The organism is Streptomyces sp. NPDC031049 (genome assembly GCF_055571015.1).
The window spans coordinates 129,910-149,826 of the sequence record NZ_JBVIGC010000019.1 but is presented as its reverse complement, the minus strand read 5'-3'; the positions used below and the strand labels follow the sequence as shown (position 1 = coordinate 149,826).

The following is a 19,917-nucleotide window of genomic DNA, read 5'->3' as shown; positions in this document are numbered from 1 at the left end:
CCGACGTCCGCGTGGTGGTCATCGACTGCACGGACACCGGGGCGTCCCCGCCCACCGCCACGGATCCGACCTGGATCTGCCGGCTCTTCCGGCGCTCGGCGAGCTTGGTCGGAACGGACGGCATGCCGAGAGAAATCGCAGTCATCTGCTGTGCAACCCCAAGTCGTGGTTCAAGGCCCGAATCCCGTCAGCGGCGGGCTCCGGGCTTCGAGATTACGGCACGGGCGTCGGCCACAGCACATCACGCCCGGTAAACACACTCGAAGGATGGCGGCTGGGGGTAAGGGCGGCGGCCCGGAGGACGAGTCTGCCGGGCCGCCGGGAACCTGTGGTGGCTAGGAGATTCTCACCGGGTTAACGACGTCGGCGATCAGCACCAGGATGGTGAAGCAGACGAAGATCCCGGCCACCACGTACGCCACCGGCATCAGCTTCGCCACGTCGAACGGGCCGGGGTCCGGGCGGCGCAGCACCTTCGCCACGTTCCGGCGCAGCGACTCCCACAGGGCGCCCGCGATGTGGCCGCCGTCCAGGGGCAGCAGCGGCAGCATGTTGAACAGGAACAGGGAGAGGTTGAAGCCGGCGACCAGCATCACGGCCATGGCCAGTTGCTGGGTGGGCGGGATGTCGAGGGTGAAGATCTCGCCGCCGACGCGGGCGGCACCGACGACGCCCATCGGGGAGTCGGGCTCGCGCGGGCCGTCCCCGAAGGCGGCGTCCCACAGGGCGGGGATCTTGGCGGGCAGCGCGGCGAGCGAGTCGACGGCGTCGCCGATCCGGTCGCCCATCCAGGTCACGGACTCGCCGAAGTCCTGTTTGACGATGCCGGTGGCGGCGCTGAAGCCCAGGAAGCCCGCGGTGACGTACTGGCCTTCGACGATCTGGCCCGCGGCGTCCTTCTTGGCGACCTGGTTGGTGGCGATGGTCGCGTGCAGGGTCACCTCGCGGCCGTCGCGGTCGACCACGATGGGCACCTGCTCGCCGGGGTGGGCGCGGATCAGGTCGGACAGCTCGTTCCACTCGTCGGTCCGGACGCCGTCGAAGGCGACGATGGTGTCGCCCGCCTTGAGGCCGGCCGCGGCGGCCGGGGAGGGGGCGTCGCCCTTGCGGCAGTCGTCGCGGTTCTCGCTCTGGGAGATGACGCACTGGGAGACGGAGCTGACCGTGGTGGTCTGCTGGGAGATGCCGAAGCCCATCAGGACGATGAGGAACAGCACCACGGCGAGGACCAGGTTCATGAACGGGCCGGCGAACATCACGACGACCCGCTTCCACGGCTTGCGCGTGTAGAACAGGCGCTTGTCGTCGCCGGGCTCGAGTTCCTCGAAGGCCGCCGAGCGGGCGTCCTCGATCATGCCGCGCCAGGGCGAGGTGGAGCGGGCCTCCATCCGGCCGTCGGGTCCGGGCGGGAACATGCCGATCATGCGGATGTAGCCGCCGAACGGGATGGCCTTGATGCCGTACTCGGTCTCGCCCTTCTTCCGCGAGAACAGGGTCGGGCCGAAGCCGACCATGTACTGCGGCACGCGGATGCCGAACATCTTGGCGGTGGACAGGTGGCCCAGCTCGTGCCAGGCGATGGAGAACAGCAGGCCGACCGCGAAGACGACTATGCCGAGGATGAACATCAGGGTCGTCATGCACGGTCCTTTGCCGTCTGTGCCGCAAGTTCCCTGGCCCGGGTGCGTGCCCAGGCCTCCGCTTCGAGGACGTCCGCGACGGTCAGCGAGGTTCCCGTGGCCGGGGTGCCGTGTTCCTCGACGACCCGGGTGACGGTCTCCATGATCCCGAGATACGGCAGCGCACCGGCGCGGAAGGCCTCCACGCACTCCTCGTTGGCGGCATTGAACACCGCCGGTGCGGTGCCCGCGAGCTCACCCACGTGCCGGGCGAGGTTCACCGAGGGGAAGGCCTCGTTGTCGAGCGGGAAGAACTCCCAGGTCGAAGCCTTGGTCCAGTCGAAGGAGGGGGCCGCGTCGGGGATGCGCTCGGGCCAGCCGAGGCCGACGGCGATCGGGCCCCGCATGTCCGGGGGTGTCGCCTGCGCCACCGTCGATCCGTCCGTGAACTCCACCATCGAGTGAACATACGACTGGGGGTGGACGACCACCTCGATGCGGTCGAAGGGAATGTCGTAGAGCAGGTGCGCCTCGATGACCTCCAGGCCCTTGTTGACCAGGGTCGCGGAGTTGATGGTGATCACGGGGCCCATGTCCCAGGTGGGGTGGGCGAGGGCGTCCTCGACGGTCACCCGGGCGAGCTGTTCCTTGGTGCGGCCGCGGAACGGGCCGCCCGAGGCGGTGACGATCAGCCTGCGCACGTCGGCGCGGGTGCCGGCGGCGACGGCCTGGAAGATGGCGGCGTGCTCGGAGTCGACCGGGATGATCTGCCCGGGCTTGGCGAGGGCCTTGACCAGCGGGCCGCCGACGATGAGCGATTCCTTGTTGGCGAGCGCGAGGGTGCGGCCCGCCTCCAGGGCGGCCAGGGTGGGGGCGAGTCCGATGGAGCCGGTGATGCCGTTGAGGACGGTGTGGCAGTCGGAGGCGGCGACCTGCGTGGCCGCCTCCGGTCCCGCGAGGATCTCCGGGAGCGGCTCCCCGGAGCCGTACCGGTCCCGCAGTGCCTCGCGCAGCGCCGGTACGACGTCCTCGCGGGCCACCGCGACGGTCCGTACCCGCAGCCGGTGGGCCTGCTCGGCGAGGAGGGCGACCCGGCCGCCGTTGGCGGACAGGCCGGTCACCCGGAAGCGGCCCGGGTTGCGCAGGACGAGGTCGATGGCCTGGGTGCCGATCGACCCGGTGGAGCCGAGGATCACCACGTCCTTCGGGCCGTCGCCCGCCACGGGGTCGTAGACGAGGTGCGGGTCGGCGAGGGGGGCAGGGCTGTCGCTCATCCCCCTATTGTTGCCGCATCCGCCGCCCGGCAGGACAGGGCCTCCGTCGGGCGGGTGTCGTTCCTTCCGCCCGGCGGACGCACCGGTCGTCGATCACCTGATGGGACGGTGGACGTTCTCCTTCGTGCTCGGGCCGGGCGCGGCCTCGGCGATCCACGGGCCGTCGCCGGAGGGGTCGACGACGCCGTCCTCCAGCCATTCGTAGGTGCCGGACAGCACGCCCTTGACGACCTTGCGGTCGAGGTCGTCGGTGTTGGTCCACAGGCGGCCGAAGAGTTCCTCGACGCGGATGCGGGACTGGCGGCAGAATGCGTCGGCGAGCTGGTAGGCCTCCCGGCCGTGCTCGCCCCGGCCGCGCAGCAGCTCGGCGCGGACGCAGGAGGCGCTCATCGCGAACAGCTCCGCGCCGATGTCGACGATCCGGCCGAGGAAGCCCTGCTTGGTCTCCATCCGGCCCTGCCAGCGGGACATGGCGTAGAAGGTGGAGCGGGCGAGCTTGCGGGCGGTGCGTTCGACGTAGCGCAGATGGCCGGAGAGGTCGGCGTGGCCGGCGGGGTGGAACTCGCCGTAGGAGCGGGGCAGCTGTCCCGGTCCGGCGACGAGTTTCGGCAGCCACTTCGCGTAGAAGACGCCGGCGTTCGCCCCGGCCCTCGCCTTGTCCGACAGGGACTTGTCGGGGTCGATCAGGTCACCGGCGACCGAGAGGTGGGCGTCGACGGCCTCGCGCGCGATCAGCAGGTGCATGATCTCGGTGGAGCCCTCGAAGATGCGGTTGATCCGCAGGTCCCGCAGGAGCTGCTCGGCGGGGACCGCGCGCTCGCCGCGGGCCTGGAGGGAGGCCGCCGTCTCGAAGCCCCGGCCGCCGCGGATCTGGACCAGCTCGTCGGCCATCAGGCAGGCCATCTCCGAGCCGTAGAGCTTGGCGAGGGCGGCCTCGATGCGGATGTCGTTGCGGTCCTCGTCGGCCATCTGGGAGGACAGGTCGAGGACGGCCTCCAGGGCGAAGGTGGTCGCCGCGATGAAGGAGATCTTGGAGCCCACGGCCTCGTGCAGCGCGACCGGCTTGCCCCACTGCTCGCGGGCCGCCGACCACTCACGGGCGATCTTCAGGCACCACTTGCCGGCGCCGGCGCACATCGCGGGCAGCGACAGCCGGCCGGTGTTGAGGGTGGTCAGGGCGATCTTGAGGCCGGCGCCCTCGGGGCCGATGCGGTTGGCGGCGGGCACCCGGACCCGGTGGAAGCGGGTGACGCCGTTCTCCAGGCCGCGCAGGCCCATGAAGGCGTTGCGGTTCTCGACGGTGATGCCCTCGGAGGCCGCCTCCACGACGAAGGCGGTGATGCCGCCCTTGCCGTCCTCGGACTTCGGCACGCGGGCCATGACGACGAGCAGGTCGGCGACGACGCCGTTGGTGGTCCACAGCTTCACGCCGTCGAGGACGTAGTCGTCGCCGTCCCGGACGGCCGTGGTGGCCAGGCGGGCCGGGTCGGAGCCGACGTCCGGCTCGGTCAGCAGGAACGCCGAGATGTCGGTGCGGGCGCAGCGGGGCAGGAAGGCGTCCTTCTGCTCCTGGGTGCCGAACATCTTCAGCGGCTGCGGGACGCCGATCGACTGGTGGGCGGAGAGCAGCGCGCCGATCGCCGGGCTCGCGGAACCGACCAGGGCGAGGGCCTTGTTGTAGTAGACCTGGGTGAGGCCGAGGCCGCCGTACTTGGTGTCGATCTTCATGCCGAAGGCGCCGAGCTCCTTGAGCCCGGTGATCACCTCGTCGGGGATGCGCGCGTCGCGCTCGATCACCGCACCGTCGACCTTCGTCTCGCAGAAGTCGCGCAGCTTGGCGAGGAACTCCTCGCCGCGCTGGGCGTCCTCGGCGGCCGGGAGCGGATGGGGGTGGATGAGGTCGAGGCGGAAGCGGCCGAGGAACAGCTCCTTGGCGAAGCTGGGCTTGCGCCAGTCCTGTTCCCGGGCCGCCTCCGCAACCTGGCGGGCCTCGCGTTCGGTGACGGCGGGCCGGGAGGACGGAGTGGGTGGTGCGGACATGAGGCTCACCTCGCCGCGAATCGGGGGCGGTGGCACGCCCGGGAAGACCGCCGTGCGGGATCTTGCGGGCGTACGTGACGAGTCGGTGCTACTCGATCGTATGTACCCGACCCCCCGCGCCCCCACCACCCTCCGTGCGGCCGTTCGGCCGCACGGTGACGGCCGCCTCCGCGGTGCCCGTACTCCCTGAAGAGGGCGCTGTCGAAGCGCTTCGACTCCGTCTCTGGACAGCCACTCGCAGGGAGGCTAGTGTCGTACTCTTCCCACTGACCCCTCGATCGGGACGCGCTGTCGAAGCGCTTCACACATTCTGGAGAGCCGGATGGTCACCCTCGCCGAGGTCGCCCAGCACGCCGGAGTCTCGGCGAGCACGGTGAGCTATGTCCTCAGCGGCAAGCGGTCCATTTCCACCAGCACCCGGCAGCGGGTCGAGCGCAGCATCCGCGAGCTGGGCTACCACCCCAACGCCGGCGCCCGCGCCCTGGCCAGCGCCCGGTCCAACATCATCGCGCTGATGATCCCGCTGCGCACGGACATGTACGTGCCGGTGATGATGGAGATCGCCATCGCGGTCGCGACCACCGCGCGCACCCACGGGTACGACGTGCTGCTGCTGACCGGCGAGGAGGGCCCCGACGCGGTGCGCCGGGTCACCGGGAGCGGGCTGGCCGACGCGATGATCGTGATGGACGTCGAACTCGACGACGAGCGGCTGCCGCTGCTGCGCGAGTCCGGCCAGCCGTCCGTGCTCATCGGGCTGCCCGCCGACACCACCGGGCTGACCTGCGTCGACCTCGACTTCACGGCGACCGGCGCGCTGTGCGTGGAGCATCTGGCCGGGCTCGGCCACCGGGACGTCGCGGTCATCGGCGAGGCCCCCGCGGTCTACGAGCGGCACACCGGCTTCGCCGAGCGCACCCTGGACGGGCTGCGCGGCCGGGCCCGGGAGCTGGGACTGCGGCTGCTGCACCGCCCGTGCGAGGGCGGGTACGACGCCATGGCCGCGACGCTGGCCCGGATCTTCGACGAGCGCCCGGACACCACGGGCTTCGTCGTGCAGAACGAGTCGGCGGTGGAGCCGCTGCTCGCGCTGCTGCGTCAGCAGGGCCGTGCGGTGCCCGAGGACGTGTCGGTGGTGGCGGTCTGCCCCGAGCAGGTCGCCGTCCAGGCCTCGGTGCGGCTGACCTCGGTCGCCGTCCCCGCCCAGGAGATGGGGCGGCACGCGGTCGGGCAGCTGATGGCCAAGCTGGGCGGGCGCCGGAGCGAGGAGGTCGTGCTCCTCGCTCCCGAGCTGACGGTCCGCGCCAGCTCCGGACCGGCGCCCGCCCGGCCGTAGGGCGGCCACCGGTCCGGCCGGGTGGCCCGCCGGTTCAGCCGCCGCTGACCGTCAGGCGGTCGGTGCGGAAGTCCAGGCCGCCGGCGGACGAGGTGATCTCGTAGCCGAACTGGACGTCACCGATGGTCTCGTCGCCCATCCAGCCCTTGGTGTCCTTGATCCACTTCAGGATGGGCAGGATGTTCACCGTTCCGGAGGTGGAGTCGGAGGTCCGCAGGAACGAGAAGACCTGGTTGTGGCCGTTGTCGCCCTTGTAGACGTTCCAGGTGTGGCCGCCGAGGGTGACGGTGCCCTGAGCGCTGCCGAGCGGGCCGACGGGGCCGTGCTGGTTGACCCAGAGCATGATCTCGTAGTCGTAGTCCGTGTCCCAGATGTCGTACGACGTGTTGTACGCGCCGGACGCCGGGACGGTGACGTCATAGCTGCTGGTGAGCGAGGTGAGGGAGGAGATCGGCTTGTTGATCACCTTTTTCGCGTTGGGGTAGGACTTGATGCCGCCGGTGTTCGGGTGGTCGGCCCAGGCGCCCCAGTTGGTGCCGGAGTTGGCCCAGACGCACTGGCTGCCGGCGCCGGAGCCCCAGATGTTGTTGTAGAGGGTGTAGCCGTCCAGGGTGGTGTTGCCCCACTGGTCGCAGGTGTGCCAGACGGCGGCCTGGGCGGGGGCGGCGGCGAGGCCGAGGGTGGTGCCGAGCGCCAGGGCCGCGGCCGGCAGGGCCCGGGTGATGCGGATGCGTGCTGCCATGGTCGTCCTTCCATGGGTGGGGGGATCGCGGGCATCACCGCGTCGTGACGCTGATGACGCGGTCCTCGCCGGCGACGAGGTCGAGCGGCTCCGCGCCGGCGGAAGTCCTCAGTTCGATGCGGCGGGTGCGGGTGGGGCGCAGCACGGCGGTGGCGCCGTCCGGGCCCCAGGTGAGGTCGAGTGCGGCGCCGAACCGGGTGCGCACACCGCGCAGTTCGCCGCGCGGGCAGGCCGGGTGTGCCGCCGGCAGCAGGACCAGCCGGTCCGGTGTCGACTGCACGAGGGCCTCGATCAGCACGGCGGGCAGGGTGTGCGCGGCGTCGGCGTTGTAGACGTCCCGGTGCGGGTAGTGCGCGCTCATCAGGGAGGCGTGGAAGTGGTCGCCGTCCAGGACCCGGCCGAGGGCGTCGGCGACGCGGGCGCCGTCCCGGAGGCGGGCGGCGACGAGGGCGTGGTGGAGGTGGCCGTGCGCGGAGTCGTTCTCGGCGCCGCGCAGCTCCAGGGCGCGGTGGGCGGCGGCGGCGAGGCCGGGGGTGTCGTAGGGGGTGATCTCCTCCAGGGGCCAGACGGCATAGAGGTGGCTGAGGTGACGGTGGTCGTAGGAGTCGGCGAGGCCGGGCCGGGCCCATTCGGCCAGGGCGCCCTCGGGGTTGATCCGGTGGGGCGGGACGCGGTCGGCGAGGGCGCGCCAGCGGCCGGCCTCGGCGGTGCCGGGGTGGTAGGCGGCCGCGGTCCGCAGGGCGTGGCGGGCGGCGGACAGGTCCATCGCCGCGTCGATCGCCCCCCAGCTCGCGTTCGCCGGGCGGTTCTCGGGTGAGTAGGACGGGACGACGGTCAGGTGGCCGTCGGCGTCCGTCCGGGTCAGGAACGACTCGTAGAAGCGGGCGGTCTCGGCCAGGGCCGCGGCGGTGCGGGGGTCGCGTTCGCCGTAGGTCTCGTCGTGGTCGACGAGGGGTTTGAGCAGCCAGTCGGCGCCGGCCGTCCACAGGTGCAGCGGGTATTCGCGGCTGAAGTGGTACGAGTGTCCCGACTCGCCGTCGGTGTGGGCGGGGGCGACGACGCCCCGGCAGCCGAACACCGCGCGGGCGTTGTCCCGCCAGTCGGGCAACTGCCGGTCGACCAGGGCGGCGTGGGCCCGGGTGACCTCGGGCAGGGCGGCGGCAGCGGCACTGGAGACCTGGAGATTCAGGTTGGCGTCGGTGGTGAAGGCGCCCGACCAGGCGGTGTTCCACTCGCCGGTCCACAGCCCGGTGAGCCGGGGCGGGTTCAGGCCGCTCGCCGACAGCAGGTGGTAGCGGCCGGCCGCGAACAGCCGCTCCAGCAGGGCGGGGCTGCGGGGCCGCTTCAGCAGCTCGGAGCCCGGCAGCGCGCGTTCGGCCGGGTCGGCGCAGAGATCGAGGGTGACGCGCTCGTAGGCGGTGCGGTGCAGGGCGAGATGGCGGTCGAGCAGCTCGCGGTAGTCCGTGCCCAGGTCGCGCAGGGCGCGCCCCTCGGCGAGCGCGTCGGGCTCGGCGGTGTGCCGCCGCACCCGGGTCAGCAGCAGCACGGACCGGGCGCCCTCGACGCGCACGCCCGGTGGCCTGAGTTCCGTGCTGCCCCCGGTGACGGCGAGCAGGGTGACGCCGGTGTACGCGCGGTCGCCGCCGGGGTAGCGGACGCGCAGGCTCAGCAGGGCGCCCTCGGGGGTGAGGACGGCGCCGTGGCCGACGCGGAGCGCGCCGGGGGCGCCCGGGAGGCGGTGGTCCAGCCGGATGTCCAGGGTGAGGGCGGGGGCGTCGGCCCGGTGGACGATCACGTCGTCGGCGCGGGAGACGAACAGCCGGCTGTGCCGGTCCGCGCACCGGGCGGTGACGACACCGGTGGTGAAGTCGACGGAGCGCCGGTACGGGTGCGGGCGGCCGTGCGGGGGTCCGTCCAGCCGGATGACGAAGGCGGGGTGGAAGGGCTGCACCCACTGGAGGGGCCGGCCGTCGGTGAAGGTCTCGGCGGCGGTGAGGTCGCCGGCGAGCAGCCGGTCCTGGAGGGCGGGCAGGGCGGCGGCGAGCTGCGGGGGCCGGGCGTGTTCGCCGCCGTTGGGGCGGACCAGGGTGTGGTGCGTGACGGTGACCCGGTCGGCGTCCGGGTCACCGGACACCAGGGCGCCGTGGTGGCCGTTGCCGCTGAGGAAGGCGTCCTCCCAGCGGGCGGCGGGGGCGGGTTCCCAGGTGCCGTGGACCGGGGCGCGGGTGGTGACGGGGGCGTCGGTCATGGCCGCAGCACCGCCGCTCCGTGGCGGCCGAGGGTGATCCGGTCGGTGACGGTGGTGTCCGTGAGCAGGTCGCGGTGGGTGCCGGGGACCTCGACGGTCACCGGTTCGCGCCCGTGGTGCAGCAGGAACAGCAGCTCACCGCGGCGTACCGCCTCGACCTCGTCCGGGAGTCCGTCGAGTACCGGGCGGACGCCGGCGCCGGCGGCGATCCGGGCGAGCAGGCCGCGCAGGGCGTCCGGTTCGGGAAGGGTGGAGAGGTACCAGGCGCGTCCCTTGCGCAGCACCGCCGGGAGCCCGTCGAGTTCTCCGCCCCGGTACGGGATCGTCTCCTCCGCGGTGCCGTCCGCCTCCAGCTCCTCCGACCACAGCGTGCACCGGAAGCCCTCGCAGGCGAGGCTCTCCCCCGCTTCGAGCGGCCACCACTCGTGCAGGGTGCGGATGCCGAACAGCGCGCGCAGCCGGGCGTCCATGCCTCCGGGCCGCACCCGGTCGTCCTCGTCGGCGACGCCGGTGAGGAAGCCGCAGACGAGGGTGCCGCCCCGGCGGACGTACGCGAGGAGGTTGTCGACAGCGGCGTCGGTGAGCAGGTAGAGGTGCGGGGCGACGACCAGCCGGTAGCCGGTCAGGTCGTGCTCGGGGTGGGCGAAGTCGCAGGTGAGGTGGGCCCGCCACAGGGCGCGGTGCCAGGCGTGCAGGACGGCGGCGTGGTCCACCTCGGCGGACGGGCGGGCGTCCTGGGCGCCGGCCCACCAGGAGTGCCAGTCGTGCAGGACGGCCACCTGCGCGGTGACCGGGCGGCCGGACGTCTCGGGCGCGATCCGGCGCAGGTCGGCGCCGAGCTGCCGGACCTCCCGGTACGTCCGGCCGTCCGGCCCGGCGTGGCTCACCATGCCGGAGTGGAACTTCTCCGCGCCCTGCCGGGACTGGCGCCACTGGAAGAAGCAGACGGCGTCCGCGCCCCGGGCCACGGCCTGGAGCGACCACAGGCGGTTGAGGCCGCGCGGCTTGGGGTGGTTCACCCCGCGCCAGTTGACCGGGCCCGCCGCCTGCTCCATCAGCATCCACGGGCCCCGGGCCTGCGAGCGGGTGAGGTCCTGGACGAGGGCGCCGGCCTGGGCGCCGAACGGGTCGCGCGGGTCGGGATAGAGGTCGACGGAGACCACGTCCTCCTCCTCGGCCCACCGCCAGCCGTCCTGGCCTGCGAAGAGCGGCATGAAGTTGGTGGTGACCGGCAGGTGCGGGGTGTGGCGGCGGACGATGTCGCGCTCGGCGAGGTAGCACTCCAGGAGCATGTCGGAGGTGAAGCGCCGGAAGTCGAGCACCTGTGCGGGGTTCTTCAGATAGTGGGCGTGGCGGGGCGGCAGGACCTCGGCCCAGTCGCCGTAGCCCTGGCTCCAGAAGGCGGTCCCCCAGGCGGTGTTGAGCGCGTCGAGGCTGCCGTAGCGATTCCGGAGCCAGGTGCGGAAGCGGGCGGCGGCCTCGTCGCCCCAGTCGGCGGTGCAGTACTCGTTGTTGATGTGCCACATCGTCAGGGCGGGGTGACCGGCGTACCGGGCGGCCAGGTCCTCGGTGATGGCGGCGGCACAGCGGCGGTAGGTGGCGCTGGAGTGCGAGAAGTGCTGCCGACCGCCCCACCACTCGGTGCGGCCGTCCTCGTCGCGGGGCAGGGTCTCGGGGTGCAGCCGGCCCATCCAGGGCGGCGGGGACGCGGTGGGGGTGGCGAGGACGACGCCGATGCCGGCCGCGTGCAGCAGGTCCATCAGGGTGTCCAGCCAGCCGAAGTCCCGCTCCCCCGGCCGGGGTTCCAGCTTCGACCAGGAGAAGACGCCGAGGGTGACGGAGTTGACCCCGGCCTCCCGCATCAGCCGGACGTCCTCGTGCCAGGTCTCCTCGGGCCACTGCTCGGGGTTGTAGTCGCCGCCGTAGAGGATGCGGCCGCGGGTGACGTCGCCCAGGCCCGGCATCAGCCCTTCACCGCCCCGGTCAGCATGCCCTTCTTGAAGTGCCGCTGGACGAAGGGGGAGAGCACGGCCACCGGCAGCAGTGCCAGCACCATCACCGCCATCTGGACGGCCAGCGGCGACAGCTGTCCGGTGTTGATCTGGGCGGACAGGCCGACCGGCCGTTCCTGCTTCTGCACCAGCTGGATCATGACGTTCTGGAGCGGCATCATGTCCTGGTCGGTCAGGTAGATCGACGCGTTGAACCAGGCGCTCCAGTAGCCGACGGCGTAGAAGAGGGCGATCACCGCGAGGACCGCGCGGGAGAGCGGCATCACGATCTTCCACAGGATGCGCCAGTCGCCGGCGCCGTCGATGCGGGCGCTGTCGATCAGCTCCTGGGAGATGTTCATGAAGAACGCGCGCAGCACCAGGATGTTGAAGACGCTGACCGCGCTGGGCAGGATCAGCGCCGCATAGGTGTCGGTCAGGCCGAGCGCCTGCACCAGCAGATAGGTCGGGATCAGGCCGGCGCCGAAGAACATCGTGGCGAGCAGGGTCATCAGGATCCCGCGGTGGCCGACCGAGCCGCTGCGGGAGAGGCCGTAGGCGCACAGCACCGACACGGTCATGCTGAACAGCGTGCCGACGACGGTGACGCCGACGCTGACCAGTGCGGCTCGCTGCACCTGGCCGCCGCTGAGGAGTTCCTGGTAGGCGACGAAGGTGATGCCCTTGGGGATCACCACCAGGCCGCCGGCCTCGTCGATGACCCGCTTCGGCTGGAGACTGGTGACGACGACGATCCACAGCGGGAAGAGGATCGCCAGGCAGGCCAGGGTGAGCACCAGGCCCTTGCCGGCCTGTCCGGCCCGGGAGGGCTCCTCCTCCCAGACCGGGCGGGGCGGGGCCGCCCACCGGCTCGGCTTCGCGGCCGCGGGCCGCTTGTCGTGCTGCGTGTCGAGGACGGCGGTCACTTCTTGTACACCCCCTGCTCGCCCATCAGGTGGGCCACCTTGTTCGCGGTCAGCACCAGCGCCAGGCCGACCACGCCCTTGACCAGGCCCGCGGCGGCGGCGTAGCTGAAGTCCTGGTTGCGGATGCCGTTCCACCACACGTAGGTGTCGAGGACCTCGGAGGCGTCGACGCCCACCGCCTGCCGTTGCAGCAGCAGTTGCTCGAAGCCGACGGTCAGGGCGTCGCCGACCCGCAGCACCAGCAGCAGGGCGATGACGGGGCGCAGGGCGGGCAGCGTGATGTGCCACATGCGCCGCCAGCGACCCGCGCCGTCCATCGCGGCGGCCTCGTACAGATCGTTGGAGACGGCGGAGAGCGCGGCGAGGAAGACGATGATGCCCCAGCCGGCGTCCTTCCAGATCATCTCGGCGGTGACCAGGTACTTGAAGATCTCCGGGTTCGTCATGAGGTCGAAGCCGTCGTAGCCGTGCCGGCGCAGGGTCTGCGCGATGATGCCGGCGCCGCCGAAGATCTGCATGAAGACGGTGACGACCAGGACCCAGGAGAAGAAGTGCGGCAGGTACATGATCGCCTGGGCGATCGCCCGGACCCGGGGCCTGAGCACGCTGTTGATCAGCAGCGCCAGCAGGATGGGGATCGGGAAGTAGAGCACCAGCTGGAGGAAGAACAGCACGAAGGTGTTCCGTACCGCGTGCCAGAAGGCCGAGTCGGCGAAGATCCGCTCGAACTGCTCGAAGCCGGTCCACGGGCTCTGGAAGATGGCGACGAAGCCGTTCTCGGCCAGGTAGGGGTCGTAGTCCTGGAAGGCGACCACGTTGCCGAGGATCGGGACGTAGTTGAAGACCAGGACCAGCAGGACCGCCGGCAGGGTCATCAGGATCAGGGTGCGGTCCCGGCGCAGTCTGATCCTGAGGCTCACCCTGTCCGTCGTGCGCTTCCCGCCCCGGCCGCGCGGGCGGCGGCCGGCGGGGGCGGTGAGCCGGTCCTCGGCCGGGGTCCGGTCCGCCGTAGGTGTCTCGGTCCCGCCGCGGGGCACCGTGCTGTGGGACACGGCCTTCTCCTCGCTCGCTGGGGCGGTCAGTTCGCCGAGCCGGTCTCGTCGAGCAGCTTGCGGTACCAGTCCCGCAGGTCGTCGCCGCCCTTCTGCTTCCAGTCGGAGACCGCCTGCTGCACGTCGCCGATCTTCTTGCGGCCCCGGACGACGTCGTCCTCCAGCTGCTCGAAGTCGTCGGCGAGGGTGGCCCAGCGGGTGGGCTCGGTGACCGTCAGCCCGAAGAACGACGACTTCCTGGTGAAGGCGCCCATGCGCTGCTGCCACTCGACCATGCCCCGGGTGACCTCGGGCAGGTCGGGATAGGCGATGTACGGGGCGGGGTTGCCGGTGTAGTCGAAGGCGCCGTTGACCTCGTTGATGCCCTGCTGGGTCTTGACCGGCAGGCCGTCCTTCATCTCGTAGTCGGTGCCCTCGACGCCGTAGGCGGTCAGCATGAACTCCTTGGTGCCGTACGGCGCGGCGCAGAAGTTGCACAGCGCCAGGAAGTCCTTGATCTGCCGCTCGCTCGCGTCCTTGCTGACGAAGGTGAAGATGTTGGCGGGCTGCACCGCCCACAGCCGCGGGTCGCCGCCGTCGGGGCCGAAGACGTCGAACGCGGCCATGTCGAAGTCCGGGTTCCGGGTGCGCTGTTCGGCGGTCTTGCCCCACCAGTCGGAGATGTTCTGGTTGTAGACCAGCACCTCACCGGCGGTGAACCGGTTGCCCGCGTCGCCGCCCGCCTTGCCCTGCACGGCGTCCGGGTGGACCACCTCGGCCGCGTAGAGCTTGCGTGTCCACTCCAGGGCCTCGAGGTACTCCTCGGTCTCGATGCGGTTGACCAGTTTGCCGCCGTCCAGGTTCCACCACAGCGCCTTGTCGGCGCCGGACAGGACGCCGAAGACGTTGAACGCCGTCCACTTCATGTCGTCGCAGGCCCACACGCCCGATCTGGCGTCGGTGGCCTCCTTGGCCCAGGCCAGGAACTCCTCGGGGCTGCCCGGCACGTCGTAGCCCCGCTTCTCGAACAGGTCCCGGCGGTACAGCGGCGCGATGTCGGTGACGTACGGGGCGGGCATCGGGACACCGCGGAGCCGGCCGCCGAAGATGCCGCGCTGCCAGGCCTCGGTGGGGACGGCGGCGAGGTTGGGGTAGTCCTTGACCGCGTCCCCGGACAGGTACGGGCCGAGGTCGGCGAACTTGGCGTTGACGGCGCTCGGTATCCGGCCCATCAGGTTCCAGCCGGGGACGACGACCACGTCGGGGATGTCGCTGGAGGCCAGGACCGCGCCGAGCTTCTGGTCGTAGGTGACGCCGTCCTGGTTCTGCCAGCCGACCTGGACGCCGGTGGCCTCGTTCATGGCCGTGTAGTACGGGTTGTCGCCCTTGGGCGGGGTGCCCCAGAACGGGGCCAGCGCGGTGAGCTTCCCGCCGCTGCCCAGCTTCTTCGGCACCGAGGTCTTCAGCTCGGCCGCCGGGATGGCCTTCGTGAAACCGGCCGCGGAGCCGTTCTTCGCCGGGATGTCCGGCGTCACGACGTTCGACGCCACGTACGCCGGGAGGATCTTCCGGGCGTCCTTGCCGGAGGTGGTGCCCTCCTTCCGGCCCCCGTCCGCACCGCCCCCGCAGGCGGTGAGCAGCGGCGCCCCGCCCGCGACCGCCGCGGTGGCGACCGCGGTGGAGGCGAGGAAGCTCCGCCGGCTGGGGGCACTTCTCCTGCTGAGGGAGGCGGAGGCGGCGTTCGGCGTCATTGCGTCAACCCTTCATGGCGCACCAGGACACCCGGCGGTGGCCGTCGGCTCGGTGTCGTTGAGCGAAGTGATCGAACTGGGCGGAGTGAGCGCGTTCGTGGCCAGCTCAGTCGAAGCGCTTCGATGTGCTGCGAGGTTAGGTGAAGCGCCGAGGGTGCACAAGGGTCGCTCCCCAGGTTCCTCGGTCCCGTGGATCGACCACGCCGCCCCCGCTATGTCTTGTCAGCCATGCCCAAACTCGGTGTTTCCACCCCCCGTGTCTTGACAGTCCCGCACCCGCGCATGAGCATCGAAGCGCTTCAACAGCACCCTGTCGCTCCACCCCAGGGGGAACCCCACGTGACCGCACCCACGCCGCCCGCCCCGCCCTTCCGTGATCCGCGGCTGCCGATCGGCAAGCGCGTCGACGACCTGCTGGCGCGGCTCACCCTCGACGAGAAGACGGGGTTCCTGCACCAGTTCGCCCCCGCCGTCGAGCGCCTCGGCGTCGCCGCCTTCCGCACCGGCCAGGAGGCCCTGCACGGCGTGGCGTGGATGGGACCGGCGACGGTGTTCCCGCAGGCGGTCGGCCTCGGCGCCACCTGGAACGAGGACCTGGTGCGCCGGGTCGGCGAGGCGGTGTCGAGGGAGGCACGGGCGATGCGGGCCCGCGACGACCGGGTCGGCCTCAACGTCTGGTCGCCGACCGTGAACCTGCTGCGCCACCCCCTGTGGGGCCGCAACGAGGAGGGCTACTCCGAGGACCCGGCGCTGACCTCCGCCATCGCCACCGCCTACACCCGCGGCCTGCGCGGCGACCACCCGGTGTACTGGCGCACCGCGCCGGTCCTCAAGCACTGGCTGGCGCACAACAACGAGACCGACCGGGCCACGTCGTCGGCGTCGGTGCGTCCGCGCGTGCTCCACGAGTACGACCTGCGCGCCTTCCGGGACACGGTGCGGGCGGGCGCGGTGGCCGGAGTGATGCCGGCCTACAACCTGGTCAACGGCCGTCCCAACCACCTCTCCCCCTACCTGCGGGAGCACCTGCGCTCCTGGACCGAGGAGGACCTGCTGGTCTGCTCGGACGCGGGCGCGCCGTCCAACCTGGTCGACGCCGAGCACTACTTCGACACCCACGAGGAGGCGACCGCCGCCGCCCTGCTGGCGGGCGTCGACAGCTTCACCGACCACGGCACCGACTCCGCGCCGGTCACCGCACGCGTCCGCGGGGCGCTCGAGCAGGGGCTGCTGACCGAGGCGGACATCGACACGGCGGTCCGCCGCCAGCTCTCGGTCCGCTTCCGGCTCGGCGAGTTCGACGGGTACGAGGAGCCGGGCGCGTTCGACACCCCGGAGCACCGGGCGCTCGCCCAGGAGGCCGCCGAGCAGGCGGTCGTCCTGCTGAAGAACGACGGCCTGCTGCCGCTGGCCCCGGACACCCGCGTCGCCGTGGTCGGCCTGCTCGCCGACGAGTGCAAGCTCGACTGGTACAGCGGCACCCTCATCCGCCGCTCCACTCCCCTGGAGGGCCTGTACGAGCGCTTCGGCGCGGAACGGGTGCGGTTCGAGGAGGGTGTGGACCGCGTCCGGCTGCGGACATCCGCCGGTACGTTCCTGTCCGTGCCGGCGGCCGTGGCCGGCGCCGGTGAGCCACCCGGCGGGGAACCCGGCGACCAGGGCGCCCTGGACCCGGCCCTGCTGGCCGGCCGCACGGATCTGCCGCCGCTCACCACGGACGAGGCGGGGACCGAACTCGCCCTCGTGGACTGGGGCGAGGGCGTCCTGACCCTGCGCGCCCCGGACGGCCGCTATCTGTCCGTCGCGCAGGACGGACACCTGCGCTCCTCGGCCGGCCGACCGGGCGGCTGGGTGGTGCAGGAGACGTTCCGGCTGGAGCCGCACGACGGCGGTCACCTCCTCAGGCACCTGGGAACGGGTCGCCACGTCTCGGTCGCCGCCGACGGTGTGAAGGTTGCCGACACCGGCGCGGAGGTCTTCCGGCTCGTCGTGACCGAACGCGGCGAGGACGCGGTGGCGCGCGCCGCCGCGGAGGCCGACGTCGTCGTGGTGGTCGCGGGCAACGACCCGCACATCAACGGCCGGGAGACGCAGGACCGCACGACCCTGCGGCTGCCCGCCCACCAGGAGCGGCTGCTGCGCGCGGCCCGCGCCGCCAATCCGCGCACGGTGCTGGCGCTGGTGTCGTCCTACCCGTACGCGGTCGAGCCCGCCGGGCTTCCGGCGCTGCTGTGGACGGCGCACGGCGGGCAGGCGGCCGGCACCGCCCTGGCCCGGGTGCTCGCCGGTGACGTCTCCCCCGCGGGCCGGCTGCCGCAGACCTGGTACGCCGACGACGCCGATCTGCCCGGCCTGCTGGACTACGACGTGATCGGCGCCCGGCAGACCTACCTGTACTTCGAGGGCCGGCCGCTGTTCCCGTTCGGGCACGGCCTGTCGTACGCGTCGTTCGCGTACACGGACCTCACGGCGCGGGTGGCGGGCGACGCGGTGCGGGTCGGCTTCGCCGTCACCAACACCGGGGACGTCGTCGCCGACGAGGTGGCCCAGCTCTACACGCGGGCCGAGGAGCCGTCGGTCCCGCGTCCGCGCCGGGAGCTGGTGGCGCACCGGCGGGTGCGGCTCGCGCCGGGCGAACGGGCGGAACTGGCCTTCGAACTCCCGCTGTCCGCCTTCGCGTTCTGGGACGTGGCGCACGGCCGGTGGCGGGTGGAGCCGGGTCGGTACGCGCTGCTGGCCGGCGCGTCCAGCGAGGACGTACGGCTGACGGCGACCGTCGTGCTCGACGGGGAGCCCGGCGCACCCCGCCCGGTGCGCGAACGCGGCCTGGAAGCGGCCGGCTTCGACGAGCAGAGCGGCACGGAGATCGTGGACCTGACGAAGACGGCGGGCGACGCGGTGACGCCCGCGGAGTGCGGAGCCGGCGAACTGCTCTACCGGGACTGCGACTTCGGCGCCGGGGTCACCGAGGTGTCGGTGCGGGTGGCGGGCGCGGGGTCGGTGGAGGTGACCGTCTCCGGTGGCGGCGACGGCGCCGGTGGTGACGGCGACAGCGGCTTCGGCGTCGGTGCGGCGGACGGCGGGGCGTCCGCCGTGCTGTCGCCCGAGGCGCCCACCTCAGGGCCGTACGACTACGTGGAACTGCGCGCCGCCCTGCGGGCCCGCGGGGTGCGCGACGTACGCGTCGGGCTGCGCGGGCCGGTGCGGCTCGCGCACGTCGGGTTCTCCGGTTGAGGGTCCGGAAGAACACCGGCACGCGGACGGCCCGAGCCCCCGCACACGGGCTCGGGCCGTCCGTGCTCCGTGCCGGCCGGCGACCGGCACGGAGCCGGCTCAGAGGGCCAGGCCGGTCAGGACGAGGACCCGCTCGTAGGTGTAGTCGTCCATCGCGAACTTCACGCCCTCGCGGCCCACACCGGACTGCTTGGCCCCGCCGTACGGCATCTGGTCGGCACGGTAGGAGGGCACGTCGCCGATGACGACGCCGCCGACCTCCAGGGCGCGGTGCGCGCGGAAGGCGGTCCGCAGGTCGTGGGTGAAGATGCCCGCCTGGAGGCCGTACTTGGAGTCGTTGACGGCGGCGAAGGCCTCGGCCTCGCCGTTCACCTTCTGCACGGTCAGGACCGGGCCGAAGACCTCCTCGCAGGCGATCGTCACGCCGGCGGGCACGTCGGTCAGGACGGTCGGCGCGAAGGAGGCGCCGTCGCGCGTGCCGCCGGTGGCCAGCGTGGCGCCCGCCGCGACGGCCTCCTCGACCCACGACTCCACGCGCTTGGCGGCGTTCTCGTCGATCAGCGGGCCGACGTCGGTCTTGTCGTCGTTCGGGTCGCCGGTGACCTGGGCCTCGACGGCGGCGACGATGCGCGGCAGCAGGCGGTCGTGGACGGAGGCGTCGACGATCACGCGCTGCACGGAGATGCAGGACTGGCCGCCCTGGTAGTTGGAGAAGGTCGCGATGCGGGTCGCGGCCCAGTCCAGGTCCTCGTCGCTCGCCCAGTCGGCGAGGACGACGGCCGCGCCGTTGCCGCCCAGCTCCAGGGTGCAGTGCTTGCGCGGCACCGAGTCCATGATCGCGTAGCCGACCTTCTCGGAACCGGTGAAGGAGATGACCGGGAGCCGCTCGTCCTGGACCAGGGCGGGCATGCGGTCGTTGGGCACCGGGAGGATGCTCCAGGAGCCGGCGGGCAGCCCGGTCTCGGCGAGCAGCTCGCCGAGGATCAGGCCGGACAGGGGGGTGGCGGGGGCCGGCTTGAGGATGATGGGCACGCCGGCGGCGATCGCCGGGGCGACCTTGTGGGCGCACAGGTTCAGCGGGAAGTTGAACGGCGCGATGCCGAGGACGACGCCCTTGGGGAAGCGGCGGGTGATCGCGAGGCGGCCCTGGCCGCCGGCGTCGGTGTCGAGGCGCTGGCCGTCGCCGCCGTTGAAGCGGCGGGCCTCCTCGGCGGCGAAGCGGAAGACGGAGACGGCGCGGCCGACCTCGCCGCGGGCCCACTTCATCGGCTTGCCGTTCTCGGCGGAGATGAGCTTCGCGATCTCCTCGGTGCGGTCGGCCAGGCGGCGGCTGACGTGGTCGAGGGCGGCGGCGCGGACGTGGGCGGGGGTGGCGGCGAAGTCGTCGAGGACGGCGTGGGCGGCGGCCACGGCCTCTTCGACCTGGGCCTCGGTCGGGACGCTCACCTTGCCGACGACCCGGCCGTCCCAGGGGGAGGTGACGTCGAAGGTGTCCTCGCCGGTGACCTGGCGGCCGGCGAGCCAGAAGGCGTGGGTGGAAGTCATTGTCGAGTCCCGGCCTTTCCGCGTTGGGGGTGTACGGGGTGCGGGGTCCACGGTAGGGCGGGACGGCGGGGGTGGTGTTTGTCCGAGGTGTAGTGGTGGGGGTGGGGGATTCGACGGAATGGCGGGGGCGGGGAGGGGCAGGGGCGGCGGACGGCCGGGAGGGTTTCCTCGCCCCCGCCG

General features: G+C 72.3%; 12 protein-coding genes and 1 pseudogene. 2 read left to right on the top strand and 11 right to left on the bottom strand.

The genetic code is table 11. The features are described 5' to 3' along the window. From ACZ45Q_RS28055 to ACZ45Q_RS28040, 4 genes and pseudogenes are all read right to left on the bottom strand, one after another. A pseudogene (locus tag ACZ45Q_RS28055) lies at positions 1-145 on the bottom strand (flavodoxin-dependent (E)-4-hydroxy-3-methylbut-2-enyl-diphosphate synthase); the annotation flags it as partial. 190 nt (positions 146-335) lie between these two features. Next, positions 336-1,628, bottom strand: coding sequence for a M50 family metallopeptidase (locus ACZ45Q_RS28050; protein WP_468266315.1), 1,293 nt, complete (start codon positions 1,626-1,628; stop codon positions 336-338). Positions 1,629-1,636: 8 nt separating this feature from the next. Further along, entirely contained in the window at positions 1,637-2,893 is a 1,257-nt protein-coding gene (dxr, locus tag ACZ45Q_RS28045) for a 1-deoxy-D-xylulose-5-phosphate reductoisomerase (protein WP_468266299.1), read from the bottom strand. 93 nt (positions 2,894-2,986) lie between these two features. After that, positions 2,987-4,933, bottom strand: coding sequence for an acyl-CoA dehydrogenase family protein (locus tag ACZ45Q_RS28040; RefSeq protein ID WP_468266297.1), 1,947 nt, complete (start codon positions 4,931-4,933; stop codon positions 2,987-2,989). Positions 4,934-5,255: 322 nt separating this feature from the next. On the opposite strand from ACZ45Q_RS28040, the gene ACZ45Q_RS28035 reads away from it, so the two are divergent. Beyond that, positions 5,256-6,269: a LacI family DNA-binding transcriptional regulator gene (locus ACZ45Q_RS28035; protein WP_468266295.1), complete on the top strand. Its 1,014-nt coding sequence runs from the start codon at positions 5,256-5,258 to the stop codon at positions 6,267-6,269. Between the two features lie 34 nt (positions 6,270-6,303). On the opposite strand, the gene ACZ45Q_RS28030 is transcribed toward ACZ45Q_RS28035, so the two are convergent. From ACZ45Q_RS28030 to ACZ45Q_RS28005, 6 genes are read right to left on the bottom strand one after another with little or no spacing between them, the layout of a single operon-like run. Then, positions 6,304-7,011 carry a glycoside hydrolase family 12 protein gene (locus ACZ45Q_RS28030; RefSeq protein WP_468266292.1) on the bottom strand — a complete coding sequence of 236 codons (708 nt, stop codon included), beginning with the start codon at positions 7,009-7,011 and terminating at the stop codon, positions 6,304-6,306. A 34-nt stretch (positions 7,012-7,045) separates the two neighbouring features. Further along, positions 7,046-9,259, bottom strand: a complete 2,214-nt coding sequence (locus ACZ45Q_RS28025) for a glycosyl hydrolase family 95 catalytic domain-containing protein (RefSeq protein WP_468266290.1) — start codon at positions 9,257-9,259, stop codon at positions 7,046-7,048. Then, entirely contained in the window at positions 9,256-11,223 is a 1,968-nt protein-coding gene (locus ACZ45Q_RS28020) for a beta-galactosidase (protein ID WP_468266288.1), read from the bottom strand. The genes ACZ45Q_RS28025 and ACZ45Q_RS28020 overlap by 4 nt, the downstream gene beginning before the upstream one ends. Further along, positions 11,223-12,176 (bottom strand): carbohydrate ABC transporter permease, encoded by a 954-nt coding sequence (locus ACZ45Q_RS28015; protein ID WP_468266286.1) that lies wholly within the window; start codon positions 12,174-12,176, stop codon positions 11,223-11,225. The genes ACZ45Q_RS28020 and ACZ45Q_RS28015 overlap by 1 nt, the downstream gene beginning before the upstream one ends. Continuing rightward, positions 12,173-13,228 carry an ABC transporter permease gene (locus ACZ45Q_RS28010; RefSeq protein WP_468266284.1) on the bottom strand — a complete coding sequence of 352 codons (1,056 nt, stop codon included), beginning with the start codon at positions 13,226-13,228 and terminating at the stop codon, positions 12,173-12,175. The genes ACZ45Q_RS28015 and ACZ45Q_RS28010 overlap by 4 nt, the downstream gene beginning before the upstream one ends. A gap of 26 nt (positions 13,229-13,254) precedes the next feature. Further along, positions 13,255-14,958 (bottom strand): extracellular solute-binding protein, encoded by a 1,704-nt coding sequence (locus ACZ45Q_RS28005; protein WP_468266282.1) that lies wholly within the window; start codon positions 14,956-14,958, stop codon positions 13,255-13,257. A 339-nt stretch (positions 14,959-15,297) separates the two neighbouring features. Here ACZ45Q_RS28005 and ACZ45Q_RS28000 point away from each other — a divergent pair, with 339 nt between their 5' ends. Next, on the top strand, positions 15,298-18,192 hold the full coding sequence (locus ACZ45Q_RS28000) for a glycoside hydrolase family 3 C-terminal domain-containing protein (protein ID WP_468266280.1): 2,895 nt from the start codon (positions 15,298-15,300) through the stop codon (positions 18,190-18,192). Between the two features lie 99 nt (positions 18,193-18,291). On the opposite strand, the gene ACZ45Q_RS27995 is transcribed toward ACZ45Q_RS28000, so the two are convergent. Further along, a complete protein-coding gene (locus ACZ45Q_RS27995; protein WP_468266278.1) occupies positions 18,292-19,737 on the bottom strand; it encodes an aldehyde dehydrogenase family protein in 1,446 nt (481 codons plus the stop codon). Between the last annotated feature and the right edge of the window lie 180 nt (positions 19,738-19,917).

What these genes read in the sequence shown, in the direction of transcription:
- ACZ45Q_RS28050 (WP_468266315.1), bottom strand. Translation starts at nt 1,628, where the DNA reads ATGTTCATCCTCGGCATAGTCGTCTTCGCGGTCGGCCTGCTGTTCTCC.
- dxr (WP_468266299.1), bottom strand. Translation starts at nt 2,893, where the DNA reads ATGAGCGACAGCCCTGCCCCCCTCGCCGACCCGCACCTCGTCTACGAC.
- ACZ45Q_RS28040 (WP_468266297.1), bottom strand. Translation starts at nt 4,933, where the DNA reads ATGTCCGCACCACCCACTCCGTCCTCCCGGCCCGCCGTCACCGAACGC.
- ACZ45Q_RS28035 (WP_468266295.1), top strand. Translation starts at nt 5,256, where the DNA reads ATGGTCACCCTCGCCGAGGTCGCCCAGCACGCCGGAGTCTCGGCGAGC.
- ACZ45Q_RS28030 (WP_468266292.1), bottom strand. Translation starts at nt 7,011, where the DNA reads ATGGCAGCACGCATCCGCATCACCCGGGCCCTGCCGGCCGCGGCCCTG.
- ACZ45Q_RS28025 (WP_468266290.1), bottom strand. Translation starts at nt 9,259, where the DNA reads ATGACCGACGCCCCCGTCACCACCCGCGCCCCGGTCCACGGCACCTGG.
- ACZ45Q_RS28020 (WP_468266288.1), bottom strand. Translation starts at nt 11,223, where the DNA reads ATGCCGGGCCTGGGCGACGTCACCCGCGGCCGCATCCTCTACGGCGGC.
- ACZ45Q_RS28005 (WP_468266282.1), bottom strand. Translation starts at nt 14,958, where the DNA reads ATGACGCCGAACGCCGCCTCCGCCTCCCTCAGCAGGAGAAGTGCCCCC.
- ACZ45Q_RS27995 (WP_468266278.1), bottom strand. Translation starts at nt 19,737, where the DNA reads ATGACTTCCACCCACGCCTTCTGGCTCGCCGGCCGCCAGGTCACCGGC.